The sequence below is a fragment of the Nannocystis bainbridge genome, assembly GCF_028368995.1.
GTDB classification, from domain to species: Bacteria; Myxococcota_A; Polyangia; order Nannocystales; family Nannocystaceae; genus Nannocystis; species Nannocystis bainbridge.
Genome location: NZ_JAQNDL010000002.1, coordinates 1,740,843 through 1,755,542 on the forward strand (window position 1 = coordinate 1,740,843; position 14,700 = coordinate 1,755,542).

Below are 14,700 nucleotides of genomic sequence, written 5' to 3' on the forward strand. Positions count from 1 at the left end.
CCGCATGCCCCACCTGCAATACACCGGCCCCGACGGCGTCACCCAGCGCTTCCAGTTGCGTCACCGGATCACGCAGATCGGCTCCTCGCGCGACTGCCACCTCGTCCTGCAGGGGCCCGACATCGCCGCCTCGCACTGCACGATCGAGCACACCGCGGGCAGCTTCAAGGTCGAGTCGTCGAGCCGCAGCACCGTGTTCTTCGTCGCCGGCAAGAAGCTGCGCGAGCACGTCCTGCGCCACGGTGACGTCCTGCTGCTCGGCAACGTCGAGGTCACCTTCTCGGCCGTCGATCCGCCGGCGTCCGCGGCCGACCCCGAGAGCGCCGCCCGCCTGCAGATCGACGCCATGCGCAACCTGCAGCGCTTCTCCGAGCTGCTCGCGCGGGCCGAGAGCAGCTTCGACGGCCTCCTGTCGGAGCTCATCGATCAGGTCGTGGCCCTGACCGGCGCCAGCAAGGGCTTCCTCGTGCTGACCGAGGGCGAGCGCTACGCCATCCGCGTCGCCCGCGGCCTCGATCGCCAGCCGGTCGACGACCCCGAGCAGCTGCTGAGCGACAAGATCATCCGCGAGGTCATCACCTCGCGCGAGCCGCAGATCATCTCCGACGCGCTGAACGACGGCCGTTTTCAAAACAGCATGTCGGTCATCAACCTCAAGCTGTGCTCGGTGATGTGCGCACCGATGATCGTGCGCGGTGAGCTGATCGGCCTGATCTACGTCGGCAACAACTCGGTGGTGAACCTTTTCAAGCCGAGCCAGCTCGAGATGCTGCGGGTCTATGCCACCCAGGCCGCGCTCTCGATCAAGAACGCCCAGACGCTCGGCGAGCTGCGCAACGAGAGCGCGGGCCTGCAGAAGCGCCTCGATCAGGTCAAGTTCGGCCAGATCATCGGCGCCTGCCCGCAGATGATCGAGGTGTTCAAGCGGGTCGACAAGGTCGCGGGCACCGACATCAACGTGCTCGTCACCGGCGAGACCGGCACCGGCAAGGAGCTCATCGCCCAGGAGCTGCACAACCGCTCGCCGCGGGCCAAGGGGCCGCTCGTCACCGTCAACTGCGGCGCGATCCCCGAAAACCTGATCGAGTCGGAGCTGTTCGGCCACATCAAGGGCGCCTTCACCGGCGCGGTCAACAATCAGATCGGCAAGTTCCAGGCGGCCGACAAGGGCACCATCTTCCTCGACGAGATCGGCGAGATGCCGATGCACCTGCAGGTCAAGCTGCTGCGCGTGCTGCAGGACCGCCAGATCCAGCGCGTCGGCGACACCCGCACCCAGCCGATCGACGTCCGCGTCGTCGCGGCGACCAACCGCGACCTCGCCAAAGAGGTCCAGTCCGGCCGCTTCCGCGAGGACCTGTACCACCGCCTCAACGTCATCGACATCCACCTGCCGGCCCTGCGCGAGCGTGGCAACGACATCCTCCTCATCGCCCGTTACTTCGTCACTCGCTATGCCCGCGAGTACGGGTCGAAGATCGATCCCAAGCAGCCGTTCGACGCCAGCGCCGAGCGCGGCCTGCTGCGCTTCGCCTGGCCCGGTAACATCCGCCAGCTCGAGAATCACATCAAAAAGGCGCTGGTGCTGGCCGACGGCCCGTCGCTGACCGGTCGGGACCTCGACCTCGAGATCGAGGTCCCCGGTCAGGCCACCCCGGTCGAGATCGCCAACCCCGAGCAGATCCTCCCGCTCACCGAGGCGCGCGAGCTGTGGCAGCGCGACTACATCAACCGCGTGCTCGCGCTCAACTCGGGCAACCGCACCAAGACCGCCCGCGACCTCGGCGTCGACCCGCGCACGATCTTCCGTCACCTCGAGAAGGAAGGCGACAAGGGAGCCCCGCCGCGATGAACCGCGCCGCCCTCGGACCTGTCCTTGTCGCCCTGTCTCTCGGGACAGCTGTCGTCGGGTGCGTGCTCTCGGACAAGGAGATCGAGTTCGAGGAGACGGCGGTCACCAACCGCAACGCGGTCCGCATCATCGAGCCGGTGCTGCTGTCGAGCAAAGCCATCGAGCATTGCGAGGATGACATCGACCCGATGGATCCGCCGTGCAGGCAGCCCGGCGACGCCGATCCCGCCCGCTCCCAGCCGCACTTCCTCGATCCCACCTACCAGGAGACGGACGAAGAAGGCACCGCCACCCCGTTCGCGTTCTGCAGCTGCGCGGAAGACCAGTTCGACAGCCTGCCCTTCGACATCACCGTCTTCGTCGAGGATCAGGACCAGGACGTGCGCAAGCGGAACCCCAAGGACGGGATTTTCCCCGCGCTCCTGCTCGACCTGCCGCGCGATGCCACGGAGCCGGCGAACTACGTCGACTACCTCGCCTACTACGATCCCTTGCGACCGCTCGAATTGACCGGGGACGACTACCAACCGCCCGGGCGCCGCGACCCGCAGCTGCGGGCGCTGGACCTCGTCATCGACCTTTGCAACGGCGGCCGGACGCGGCTCTCGAAGGGCTTCCACACCTTGACCGTGATGGTCAGCGACCGCCCGTGGTTCAAGCCCGACGAGGGCGCCCGCCAACCCGGCGTCCCCGACATCCGCGGCGGCGGGACCTGGGACAGCACCCACTACGTGTTCGCGTGCGACGCAGCGCCGGCGAACGAACCGGAGCACCCGTGCGCTTCCGCCTGCTCGACGAAGGCGCCGCTGTGATGCGCCGGGCGCTGCTCGCGGGCCTGCTCGGCGTGGCCTGTTCGACCGCGGCGTCCGACGAGCAGGGCCGATCCTGCAGCGACGACCGTGACTGTCTCATGGGACAGGTCTGCAGCAACAACTACTGCTACGAGAACGGCCTGTCGGCCCCCGAGAACCTCGCCGTCGTCGTCCAGACTTCGACGGTCCCGCCGTTCCGCATCGAGCTGCGCGGCGAGGACGCGGCGCTCGAGCGGATCCTCGACCGCGTGCCCAACCGCTACTACGTCAACCGCACGCAGGTCCGCGACCGCCTGCGGATCGAGCTCGAGGAGACACAGCTCGACGACCTCGGGGAAGGCACCGGGACCGCGGTCCCCGTGGCCGCAAGTATCGAGCTGCAGCAGCGGTCGCGGCTCGGACACGAGCCCTTCGTGGTCACCGGCCTCAGCTACCCGCCGCCGACCCTCGATGGCACGGTCGACGACGAGCCGGTGCTGTACAAGGCCTGGCCCCGCTACGACGCCGCCGACGTCGACGGCGACCTGCCGCTCTACGCCAAGCTGACCTACCAGGACGATGCCGTCGGCCAGCAGCCGTTCCAGTGGGGCCGCGGCGTCGTCGCGCGCCAGTTGATGCGCAGAAAGACGGAGGTCCCGGACGACGACGAGTTCACGATCCCCACCGTCCGCGAGTGTCACCGGCGCGTGCTCGGCAACATCCGCTTCCCCGACGGGCCCTTGGCGTCCGAGCCGGTGCTCACGCCCCCGCCGACGGTCGTCGTCAACATGCGCCACGCCGGGCGAGCCGACGACGACGACCCCGAGACGGCCGTGTGTGACCCGAACCCGATCGGCGAGACTCCGGCGACCTGCTCGGTCGAGACCATCGTCAATCCCGACTATCCGATGTGCGCCACCAGCGGCCAGTGTCGCGAGCCTTACAAGTGCTACGCGAACCCGGACGACGACGTGAAGAAGTGCGGCTGCAAGCGTGACTCCGAGTGTCCCGAGGGCCAGCTGTGCCGCGTCGATCGCCAGCAGTGCGCGCTCGACCTCACCGACCGGCCGGCCATCAAGCAGGTCACCGCCGAGGTCGCTGACGACTCCGCCGTCTCGGCATGGGTCTACACCTACTGCGACGAGGACCCGGCCGCCGATCGCACCATGGAATTCGTCGTCAGCGCCGCCCCGGACGCCCGGCTCGGCCTGCCGCGCCTCAACTACCGCGTCGTCCTCACCTTCCTCGTCGGCGACTTCATGGGCAGCACCCCGCTCGGGCGGATCTGCCTGCCGACCTGGCAGCGCGCCCGCCAGGTCCTGGTCCCGCTGGTGGGCGAAGCGCTGTGCTGCGACCCCGATTGCCTGGCCGAGGCCGCCAGCAAGCCGCCGCCCAAGGAGCTGCGGTCCTGTCCGGTCAAGCCCACCATCACCGTCGTCGGTGACTTCGCCGCCCCCGACCCGACCACCTGGGCGGCCGCGGCCTGCATGCCGCTGAGCGGCGCCGACGAGAACGGCACGGTCCGCGTCACCTACGGCTCCGGAGATTGTCCGGTCGTCGGCGACTGCAAGGTCAACCTCAGCCCCGGCCCCATCGGCGGCAACGGCCAGCCCTACGTCCTGCGGATCGAGTCGCCGGTGGGTTCGCTGTTCCGCTCGACCCTGCTGCCCGTCACGATCACCTCCGACGTCACCGCGCTGCCGCCCCAGGTGCTGGCGCCGCGCGTGCTGCTGCGCGGCACCGTCGAGCAGGATGGCTGCACCGGCTCGCAGTGCGCCCCGGCCGAGGTCCTGGCCGAGCGGGTCATCCGCGGCGAGGACCCTGCCACCCTGCTCGGTCCCTACTTCTACAACACCAGCACCACGGCTGGTGAGTTCATCCTGCCCGTCGACCCCGGCGTCTACCTCGTCACCGCGCTGCCCACGGTCACGCCGAACAACAGCAGCACCGGCCCTGCGGGGATCGTGGTCGTCGATCTCCGCGAAGACAGCCCGCTCGTCGTCAAAGAGAACGGGCTGCTGGTCGCCGACCTCGACCCCGACACGCTCAGGCTGAGCCCCGGCGCCGTCTACACCATCGAGTTCGACGAGTTCGTCAGCAACAGCCGGGTGATCCCCCTCGACCTCACGAGCGGCGAGGGTCTCCTCGATCCCGCCGGCGAGCCGCTGGACCTCAACGCCCCCGGGACCTGCCTGCCGGGCGAGGGCTGCCAGATCCGCCGGATTCGTTCGGTGTCCAGCCCGCTGCGGGTCCCTCAGAGCCAGATCGTCCGCTTTGTCGCGCGCACGCCGGCCGCCGCGGCCGAGTGAGCCCGCGGCGGCGCCCCCGGCGACCTGGCACAAAAGACAGCTTTGGGTCGTGAGCCAGCCCGGTGCCCGGTCGCCTCACCCGTCGCCTGCCTCATGTCCGAGGCGCCTCGGGCGCCGCTCGGCCGCTTGACCCCTTGGGGGGAACCTGGGAAACTTGCCGCGCACTGACCCAAGCCGCCCCAGGACGTCGTACTCGTGATCGGCAACTCATTGTGTTGTGGGTGGTGGCCGCTGTTGTCGCCATCCTCTACGCACTGGTTGGGATCTACGCGGGGCTCGCCCAACAAGACATCGTGGCCCGCCCGGCCACGGTGGTGTGCGAGTACCGCGTCGATCTGCTCCGTGATCGCTTGGTCGCGCAGTTCGACCAGAGGCCCCAGCAATGGGCCGAGGACGACGCCAATGCTGCGGCGGATCTCTCCAACCTTCTCCGCGAGACCCAGGCGCTATGCGCCGGCTCGGATACCGATCTCGGACGACGAATCGAGCGGCTCATCGCGCTTCAGCGCGACTTTGCCGAACGGGGTCGACGACACGCCGACGCACGCCGGGAGCTCCTTGCGCTCTAGGATTCCTCACCATGTCCCAAAATCCCTCGTCCGGCGACCAGCCGGACCGAGCTCCGCTTGCCTCCCCGTCCGCTGAGGATGCCGGGTCCGACGCTCCGCCCGCACAGCCTGCCGAGCAGTCCCCGACTCCCAGCGAACCCGCTCCCACCGACATCACGAACGCCGCTGAAGCGGCTCCCGGCGAGTCCCTCGAGGTCGCTGCGCCCGCTGATGCGTCCGCTGAGGCCACGCCCGCAGCGGTCGCCGACGCCGTCGCCGATGCCCCCGAGGCCGCGATCGCGGCCGACGAAGCCGCGCCGTCCGACCTCCCCGTGAGCGCGACCGACGAGCCCGCGGAGGCCGCGGCCTCCGAGGTCGTCGCTGACGCCGCGCCCGCCATCGAGGCCGTCGAAGCGACCGACGCGTCCGCCGAGGCTGCCCCCGCGACCGACGTGCCCGCCGACGCCGAGGCCGAGCTGAAGCTCCCCGAGTCGTTCGACGAGCTCGAGCTGCCCGACGCCCTGCGGCGAGCGATCGCCCGCATCGGCTGGACCCGTCCGAGCCCCGTGCAGGCGCTGAGCTTCCCGCCGCTGCACGCGGGCCACGACGTCCTGGTCCAGTCGCACACCGGCAGCGGCAAGACCGGCGCGTTCTGCATTCCGTGGCTGGCCGGCCGCTTCGACCCGCGCCCGGCCCAGCAGACGGGCATCCAGTTGCTCGTCCTCTTGCCGACCCGCGAGCTCGCCAAGCAGGTCTGCGAGGAGCTGCGCCGCCTCGCCCTCGAGACCCCCGTCGAGGTCCTGCCGATCTACGGCGGCACCCCGATGCAGCCGCAGCTGGCCGCGCTCAAGGCCGGCGTCCACGCCGTCGTCGGCACCCCCGGCCGCATCCTCGATCACATCCGTCGCCGCTCGCTCGACCTCTCGAAGGTCGCCATGGTGGTGCTCGACGAGTGCGACGAGATGCTGTCGATGGGCTTCCTCGAGGACATCCGCGCGATCCTCGACGCCTGCACCGGCAAGCACCTCACGGCCCTGTTCTCGGCCACGATCCCGTCCGACATCCAGCGGATCGCCAAGCGCTACATGAAGTCGCCGGTCGAGGTCCAGCTGTCCGGCGACATGGTCGCCGCGGCCGAGATCGATCACGCGTACTACATCGTCGGCGGCGCCATCAAGACCCGCGACCTGCTCGACGTCATCGTCGTCGAGGAGCCGGCGCGGGCGATCGTGTTCTGCAACACCCGCGAGGAGACCAAGCTGGTCGCCTCGGTGCTGCGGCGCGAGGGCTACCAGGCCGAGGAGCTGTCGAGCGACCTGACGCAGGCCGCCCGCGAGAAGGTGATGGGGATGATGCGCGAGCACAAGCTGCGCTTCCTCGTCGCCACCGACGTCGCCGCTCGTGGCATCGACATCAGCCATGTCAGCCACGTCATCAACTACTCGTTCCCCGAGGCCGCGGAGGTGTACATCCACCGCACCGGCCGCACCGGCCGCGCCGGCCGCACCGGCACCGCGATCTCGCTGATCCACGCGCGCGAGCTCGGCAACTTCTACTACCTCAAGCTGCAGTACGACACGATCGTGTTCCGCGAGCGCTTCCTGCCGCCGGCCGATCAGCTGGCCGCGCAGCGCATGGAGGTCAAGCTCGACGGGATCAGCAAGCGCTTCCCCGAGCTGGTGTCGCCCGAGTGGGTGCTCCTGGCCCGCAACCTCATGGCCGATCCCCGCGGTGAGCGCGTCATCGGCCTCCTGCTCGAGCGGGCGATGAAGCAGCCGCCGCAGCAGGCCCAGCTCGAAGACGGCGAGCGTCCTGCCCTCGAGGCCGCGCCCGTCGACGGCGAGGCCCCGCGCGCGGACCTGTCCCCGCGGACATACGAGGCCCGCGAGGGCGAAGAGCGCCCGGCCGGGCGACCCGAGTACCGCGAGCGCCGCGACCGCGACGACCGCTTCGGCCGCCGCGACGATCGCCGTGATCGCGGCGATCGGGGTGACCGCCGCGAGCGCCGGCCCGACCGCGACGACCGCTTCGGCCGCCGCCGCGACGAGGAGCGTCCGCGCCTCGACGAGCAGCCCCGCACCGACGAGCAGCCCCGCACCGACGAGCAGCTGCGCGTCGACGAGCAGCCCCGCACCGACGAGCGCCCGCGCCGCACCGACGAGCGTCCCCGCTTCGACGATCGTCCCCGTCGTGACGACGACCGCCCGCGCCGCGCTGGCGAGCGCCCGCGTGACGAGGAGCGTCCGCGCCGCGCCGACGAGCGCCCGCGTGACGAGGAGCGTCCTCGCCGTGCCGACGAGCGCCCGCGTGACGAGGAGCGTCCGCGCCGCGCCGATGAGCGCCCGCGTGACGAGGAGCGTCCGCGCCGCGCCGACGAGCGCCCGCGTGACGAGGAGCGTCCGCACCGCGCCGACGAGCGCCCCCGTGACGAGGAGCGTCCGCGCCGCGCCGACGAGCGCCCCCGTGACGATGACCGTCGCCCCCGCCGTGACGACGACCGTCGTCCGCGCCGCGACGACGACCGCCGGCCTCGCCGCGACGACGATCGTCGCCCGCGCCGCGACGACGATCGCCGCCCCCGCCGCGATGATGATCGTCGCCCGCGCCGCGACCGCGAAGATGGCCTTCGCCGCGACGCCGAGGCCCCGGCGGCCCCGGTCGCCGAGGCTCAATCCTCCGCGCCCGTCCTGTCAGCGGGCCCCGTGGCCGCGCCCTCGGTCGACCTGGTCCAAAGCACGGGTGAGACCGGCGCGCGCTGGATCCCGCTCGGTCATCGCGGTCGTCTCGGCGATCGCGGTCGCTTCGTCCAGTGGCCGCAGATCCAGCCCGGCGTCCGCGCGGGTGCTGCGGCCGGCGAAGGTATCGCGGTCGACGGCACCAGCGAGCTCGCGCCTGTCCCTTCGGACATGGTCGCATCGCCAGGTGGCGCCGGTGATCACATCGGCACAGCCAGCCCGGGCCAGTCGTTCGACGAGGCCAGCGAGCGGCGCAAGCGGCGGCGCAAGCGGCGTCGTCGGCGTGGCGCCCCCGGTGAGGAGACCGCGCCCAACCTCGAGGCTGGCGGCATCGCCGGTGACGACGAGGGCGACGACGAGGTCGGCGAGGCCGAAGGCCCGATCGACGAGGCTGCTCCGGTCGGCGCTGGCGAGTCTGGCCTGGCGCCCGGCGGCCGCAAGCGGCGTCGCAAGCGTCGGGGCCGTCCCGGCTTCGACGGTCCGCGTCCGGCCATAGCGCCGGTGATCGCGGCTCCGCCCGAGCCCCTGCCCGCTCCCGTGCCGCGGCGACCCTCGCAAGAGGAGATCGTCATCGACATCGACGAGGCCGAGCTCGAAGTCGTCACGAGCGAGTTCGGTGAGCTCGAGAACATCGACGAGTTCGCGCTGCTCGACCGCCGCCAGGCGGTGATCGAGACCTTGCAAGAGGAGGTCGAGGTCGAGCTCGAGGACGTGTCGCTGCGTGACGCCGAGGCCGCGTCCGCCGAGCCGGAGCTCGAGGAAGACGACGACCTCGACACCGACGCCGACGCCGACGCCGACGCGGAAGCCGAGACCGAGGCCGACGCCGCCGAACCGACCGCCGAGGCCGGCGAGAACGAAGCTGACGCCGACGCTGACGCCGACGCCGACGCCAAGAAGCGCCGCCGCCGTCGTCGCCGCAAGAAGGCCGCCCCCGCCGCACCGCCCGAGCTGACCGCCCCGCCGCACAAGGACTTCTGGGAGGTCTGGTCGAGCAAGTTCTCGGCGCGCGACTTCGACGACAGCAAGTACGGCCCGGCCCACGTCGAGCCCGAACCGGTGGCCCCGCCGCCCGTGCCCGTCGCTGCGCCTGTCGCCGCGCCGAGCCACGCGTCCCCGCGCCCGCCGCGGCCGCACACCCCCGCGAGCGCTCCGGCCCGTCCGGCGCCCTCGCTCACCGCCGACGCCGACGACCGCGAGTACACCAAGGTGCTGCTCAACCTCGGCCGCGTCCACGGGCACAAGTCGTCCAGCATCCGCAACTTGCTGCGCGACCGCCTCGGCCTCGAGGGCCGCTCGATCCGCGACCTCACCGTGCGCGACGCCAGCACCCTGTTCCGGATCCACGACTCGGAGATCGACCGCTGCCACACGGTCCTCACCGCGGTCGTCTTCGACGGCATCGGACTGACGCTCGAGCGCGCCGAGAACTCGCGCGAGGACCTGCGGGCCCCGCTGCCCGAGGACTTCGAGGAGGCGCCGCGCGGCGAGGCGACGGAGATCCAGCTCGACCCGCTCGAGTTCGAGTCGGTGCTCCCGCTGGTTGAAGAGCCGAGCACGTGAACCCCGCCGACGAGCTCGCCCCCTATCCGAGCCCCGAGGGCCGCGCGACCGAGGTCGCCACCCTCGCGGCCCGGGTCGGGGGCGAGCTCGTCGAGTACGGCACCAGCGTCGAGGGCCGGCCGCTGCTCGCCGTACGTGTCCCTTCGACCCTGTCCGATCGGCCACGTATCCTCTGCGGCGCCAACATCCACGGCGTCGAGTTCATCGCCGGTCGGGTCGCCATCGGCCTGTTGCGGGCGCTGGCCGACGGCGACTCGCGCCTCGTCTCGCTGCGCGCCCAGGCCGAGCTGTGGGTCGTGCCCAGCATCAACCCCGACGGCTACGCGCGCACCTACGCCGCCAGCGGCCACGGCCTGCTGCCGCACTTGCGGGGCAACGCCCGCGGCGTCGATCTCAACCGCAACTACCCGCGCCCTGGTGGCGCCGCGCCGAGCTGGCTGCCCGGTGCCGGCTCCGATCGCCCGGGCGACGCCACCTACCGCGGTCCGCACCCGCTCAGCGAGCCCGAGACCGCCGCCCTCGATCGCCTGTTCCACGCCCAGAAGTTCGTCGCCGGCGCTAACTTCCACTCGTTCATGGGCACGCTGATTCCGGCGCGCGTCACCGACCGCCCTGCGTACGCGACCTATCGCCAGCTGTGCCGGACCTTCCGCCGGGCCCAGCCGCATCACCGCTACTTCCGCCTCGCCAGCCGGATCTTCGACACCTTCACCGGCGAGCAGGAGGACCACCAGCACCACGTCCACCGCACGTGGGCGGTGTGCGTCGAGACCTTCACGCTGCTCGCCAGCTGGCGGCAGCACTGGCGGGCGCCGAGCGTGTTTTGGCGCTTCAACCCGCGCGATCCGGCGCCGTGGATCGAGAACGATGTCTCCGGCCTGTGCGCCTACTTCGCGGCTGCCTTGCGGCTCGATCGTCCTTGATCCTACGATCGCAGGCTATGAGCGAAGACACCACGCGCTACAAAGTCGTCGTCAATCACGAAGAGCAGTACTCGATCTGGCCCGAGGACCGCGAGGTGCCGATCGGCTGGCGCGAGGCTGGCAAAGCCGGGCTCAAGGACGAGTGCCTGGCGTACATCAACGAGGTCTGGACTGACATGCGCCCGCTGAGCCTGCGCAAACGCATGGAACCGCAGGGCGAGTAACGCGAAACGGGGCTGCGGGCGCTCGTCACGGCGACGGGCGCCCTCGCGGAGACGATGGCCGCTACACGATCAGGGGACCCGAGTTCGAGCTCGGGTCCTCTTCTTCGTCGTCGTCATCCTCGTCATCCTCGTCATCCTCGTCATCCTCGTCGTCGTCGTCGTCGTCGTCGTACTCGTCGTCGTCGTACTCGTCGTCCTCGTCGTCGTCCTCGTCGTCGTCGTCGTCGTCCTCTTCCTCGTCGTCCTCGTCCTCTTCCTCGTCGTCCTCTTCCTCGTCGTCCTCTTCCTCGTCGTCCTCTTCCTCGTCGTCCTCTTCCTCTTCCTCGTCGTCTTCCTCGTCTTCCTCGTCGTCCTCGTCCTCGTACTCGTCGTCGTCCTCTTCCTCGTCGTCCTCGTCTTCTTCCGCGCCCTCCTCGTCCTCGTCCTCGTACTCGTCGTCGTCGTACTCTTCCTCGGCGGGAGCGTCTTCCTTGTCACCGGCGGCGCGGAGCCAGGGGGCATGCACGTGGAGGCGATTCATGGGCGCGCGCAGGATAGCACAAGCCTCGCAGGGCCCGTTCTGCGCGCCTGCTCGCGCGGGCATTCGAGCCCTTCGGCGCTGATTCAAAAGCATGCACAGCGTCGCGCGAGCGAGCCGCACCGAAGCGAAACGCGCCCGCCTCGCCTCTGTTCGCACGCGCGAGCATGCGACCTCGGCGACGCAGCGCGAACGCTTGCTTACACTCGAACCCCGGCCGCGAAGCGACCGCGCCGTCCCTCGTGGCGCGCCAACAGAGGCGCGAGGAACTCGGTCAGAAACTCGTCGACCTGCTCCGGGGCTCGACCGACGTAGCGCGCCGGCGCGGTCAGATCGGCGTCGACGAACGGCCCCAGCACCGGGTCCGCCTGCATGCGCGCCATCAAGTCGTTGGGCTCGCCGCGCTTCATGCCGGCCACCGCCTCGAGGCTGTGACCACGCACCAGGCGGTGCAGCTCCTGCCGGCTTTGACCTGCGCTCGTACCTCGCATCAGCACGTTCTCGGTCGCCATGAACGGCAGCTCGTCGCGCATGTTGGCCGCGATCACCGGCGGGTGGACCACCAGCCCCGACGTCACGTCGACCAGCAGGTTGAGGATCGCGTCGGTCGCCAGGAACGCCTCGGTGAGCGTCAGCCGGCGATTCGCGCTGTCGTCGAGCGTGCGCTCGAACCACTGGTTCGCATGCGTCTCGCGCGGGCTGGTCGCCAGCGAGTGGACGAAGCGCGCCAGCCCGCAGATCCGCTCGCTGCGCATCGGGTTGCGCTTGTAGGCCATCGCCGACGACCCGACCTGATCGGCCTCGAACGGCTCGTCGACCTCTCGCTTGTGCGCGAGCAGCCGCAGGTCGACCGCGATCTTGGCCGCCGAGCCGGCGATGTCGGCCAGCGCCGAGACCACCCACGTGTCGATCTTGCGGGTGTACGTCTGGCCGCTGACGGCGATCGAGCCGGCGAAGCCCATCGCCGTTGCGACCGCCTGGTCGAGCGCCCGCACCTTCGCGTGGTCGCCGTGGAACAGTTGCAGGAACGACGCCTGCGTCCCCGTCGTGCCCTTGACCCCGCGGAACGGCAGGCGCGCTCGCAGCTGCTCGACCGTCTCGAGGTCGAGCCCGAGATCCTGGGCCCACAGGCACGCCCGCTTGCCGACCGTCGTCAGCTGGGCCGGCTGGAAGTGCGTGTACGCCAGCGTCGCCAGCGACCGGTGCTGCGCCGCGAACCGGGCCAGGGCGTCGAGCGCCGCCACCAGCCGGTCCATCACCAGCTCGAGCCCGTCGCGGATCATCACCAGCTCCGCGTTGTCGGCCACGTAACAGCTCGTCGCCCCGAGGTGGATCACCTTGCCCGCGTCGGCCCCGGCGACCTCGCCGAAGTGTTCGATGTGGGCCATCACGTCGTGCCGCAGCCGCGCCTCGTGCTCGGCCACCCGCGCGAAGTCGATGCGCTCGCGGGCCGCCCGCAGCGCCGCCACCTGCGCCTCCGAGATCGGAACACCCAGCGCCCGCTCCGCCTCGGCCAGGGCGATCCAGAGGTCGCGCCACAGCAGCCCGCGTCGGCGGTCGCTGAAGTTGGCGACCATCGCCGGCGTGGCATAACGAGTGGCGAGCGGGCTGTCGTAGCGGTCCACGGCTTCCATCGGCGGCGAGAGCTTAACCGCGCGCTTATCGCACCCCACCGTCCCGGGCGCCCTTCTGCGACGAGAAAGCGCACGATTTCGACCACTTCCGCGCGGCTGCCGCGGCCCGAAGCTTTTTTACGTCGCAATTGCACCGCCCGGCGCTCGGGCCTGAAATAACTTCAAACCCCCCCCGGTACCCCGAACGCATGGACGCCACCGCTCGCAGGGCCTTCGAGTCCACCGTGCTGGCCCACGTCGACAGCCTCTTCGGTGCGGCCCTGCGCCTCACCCGCAGTCGGGCCGAGGCCGAAGATCTGGTGCAGGAGACCCTCGTCCGCGCCTACCGCTTCTGGGCCAGCTTTCGCCCCGGGTCGAGCGTGCGAGCGTGGGTCTTCACGATCCTCCGCAACACCTTCATCACGCGTTACCACCGCCAGGGTCGCGAGCGGGCGCTCGCCGAGGGCCTCGAGCAGGAGTTCGCGGCCGCCGGCGAGGCATCGATCGCCGGTCCGCCGAGCCCGGAGGCCGCCACCTCGCAGCTGCACCTGCGCGAGGAGATCGACGCCGCGCTGGAGCGCCTGCCGCCGGACTACCGGATGGCGGTCGTGCTCGCCGACATCGAGGGCCTCTCCTACAAAGAGATCGCCGAGGCGATGGAGTGCCCGATCGGCACCGTGATGAGCCGGATCCACCGCGGACGCCGGCAGCTTCACAGCCTGCTCTACCGCCACGCCGTCGACCACGGCCTCGCCGAAGAGCCCGAAGCCCCTTTATCCCTCGACGCTTACCGCAACCGCGCCGCTTCAGCCCGCTCATGAGCCACGATCTCCACACGCTTCAGCCCTTCATCGACGGCGAGCTCACCGAAGCCGAGCGCGCCGAGGTCGAGGCCCTGCTTGCCCGCGATCCTGCGCTGCGCCAGGTGGCCGAGGAGCAGCTGCGGATCCGCCAGCTTTTGCGCGACCTGCCGCGAGCGACCGCTCCGCAGGCGCTACGGGCCCGCGTCCTCCTCGATCTCGACGCCATCGACCGCGAGACCGCCCCGAAGCCGGCCAGCGCGCCGCGACCCTCGCGTTGGCGCAACTTCCTCCGCGGCGGCGCCCTGATGCTGCCGGCCAGCGCTGCGGCCTTCGGTCTGTTCCTGGTCGCACGCACCCTGCCCGGCCCGGCCGCGCCCGCCCCGGCCGCTGGCCCGCGCGACCTCGCGGTGCGGCTCGTGGATGTCCCCGAGGACAGCAGCCCGCTGCAGCCGGTCGCCCTGCCCACCGGCGACGACGTCGTCTACGAGGTCGGCCCGCGCCGCGTCATCGATCACCGCGACCAGGCCACCGCCGCCGCCCTGCCCGAGCGCGTCCAGCTGTACCGCGGCGCCCGCTACCACCTCGGCCGCGGCGCCGACGGCCGCCCGCAGGTCGTGTTCGACGTCGGCGGCGTTCGCCACACCCTGCGCGAGGACCCGGAGCGCATCGGCGAGGTCAGCCTCGAGCAGAGCCTCGAAGCGCTGCTCGAGCTCGGCCACCTGGTCCGCACCAGCGCCAACGCTCCGCGCGCCCGCTGAACTGTCCCCACGGACATGTCCGAAGGAGCCTGTGCTCGCGGACACGCCCGCGGGCGCGGCCACG

Annotated in this window: 11 protein-coding genes; 9 read left to right on the forward strand and 2 right to left on the reverse strand. The window is 70.9% G+C overall.

From position 1 onward, the window contains the following. The first annotated feature begins 4 nt into the window (after window positions 1-4). The 7 genes from POL25_RS24525 to POL25_RS24555 all read left to right on the forward strand — a co-directional run bounded on the left by POL25_RS24525 (window position 5) and on the right by POL25_RS24555 (window position 10,945). Window positions 5-1,852: a sigma 54-interacting transcriptional regulator gene (locus POL25_RS24525; RefSeq protein WP_272088578.1), complete on the forward strand. Its 1,848-nt coding sequence runs from the start codon at window positions 5-7 to the stop codon at window positions 1,850-1,852. Beyond that, window positions 1,849-2,664 (forward strand): hypothetical protein, encoded by an 816-nt coding sequence (locus POL25_RS24530; RefSeq protein WP_272088579.1) that lies wholly within the window; start codon window positions 1,849-1,851, stop codon window positions 2,662-2,664. The genes POL25_RS24525 and POL25_RS24530 overlap by 4 nt, the downstream gene beginning before the upstream one ends. Next, on the forward strand, window positions 2,628-4,952 hold the full coding sequence (locus POL25_RS24535; RefSeq protein WP_272088580.1) for a hypothetical protein: 2,325 nt from the start codon (window positions 2,628-2,630) through the stop codon (window positions 4,950-4,952). The genes POL25_RS24530 and POL25_RS24535 overlap by 37 nt, the downstream gene beginning before the upstream one ends. A 224-nt stretch (window positions 4,953-5,176) precedes the next feature. Continuing rightward, a complete protein-coding gene (locus POL25_RS24540) occupies window positions 5,177-5,521 on the forward strand; it encodes a hypothetical protein (RefSeq protein WP_272088581.1) in 345 nt (114 codons plus the stop codon). Window positions 5,522-5,832: 311 nt separating this feature from the next. After that, on the forward strand, window positions 5,833-9,798 hold the full coding sequence (locus tag POL25_RS24545; protein WP_272088582.1) for a DEAD/DEAH box helicase: 3,966 nt from the start codon (window positions 5,833-5,835) through the stop codon (window positions 9,796-9,798). Continuing rightward, window positions 9,795-10,721, forward strand: coding sequence for a M14 family metallopeptidase (locus POL25_RS24550; RefSeq protein ID WP_272088583.1), 927 nt, complete (start codon window positions 9,795-9,797; stop codon window positions 10,719-10,721). The genes POL25_RS24545 and POL25_RS24550 overlap by 4 nt, the downstream gene beginning before the upstream one ends. Window positions 10,722-10,738: 17 nt before the next feature. Then, entirely contained in the window at window positions 10,739-10,945 is a 207-nt protein-coding gene (locus tag POL25_RS24555) for an MbtH family protein (protein ID WP_272088584.1), read from the forward strand. A 61-nt stretch (window positions 10,946-11,006) separates the two neighbouring features. On the opposite strand, the gene POL25_RS24560 is transcribed toward POL25_RS24555, so the two are convergent. Beyond that, the gene (locus POL25_RS24560) at window positions 11,007-11,465 is read right to left on the reverse strand and encodes a hypothetical protein (RefSeq protein ID WP_272088585.1); all 459 of its coding nucleotides are present in this window, start codon (window positions 11,463-11,465) and stop codon (window positions 11,007-11,009) included. Window positions 11,466-11,662: 197 nt separating this feature from the next. After that, a complete protein-coding gene (gene purB / locus POL25_RS24565) occupies window positions 11,663-13,096 on the reverse strand; it encodes an adenylosuccinate lyase (protein ID WP_272088586.1) in 1,434 nt (477 codons plus the stop codon). A 188-nt stretch (window positions 13,097-13,284) separates the two neighbouring features. Between purB and POL25_RS24570 the strand changes: the two genes are divergently transcribed. Further along, on the forward strand, window positions 13,285-13,896 hold the full coding sequence (locus POL25_RS24570; RefSeq protein WP_272088587.1) for a sigma-70 family RNA polymerase sigma factor: 612 nt from the start codon (window positions 13,285-13,287) through the stop codon (window positions 13,894-13,896). Continuing rightward, a complete protein-coding gene (locus POL25_RS24575) occupies window positions 13,893-14,636 on the forward strand; it encodes an anti-sigma factor (protein ID WP_272088588.1) in 744 nt (247 codons plus the stop codon). The genes POL25_RS24570 and POL25_RS24575 overlap by 4 nt, the downstream gene beginning before the upstream one ends. The last annotated feature ends 64 nt before the right edge of the window (window positions 14,637-14,700 follow it).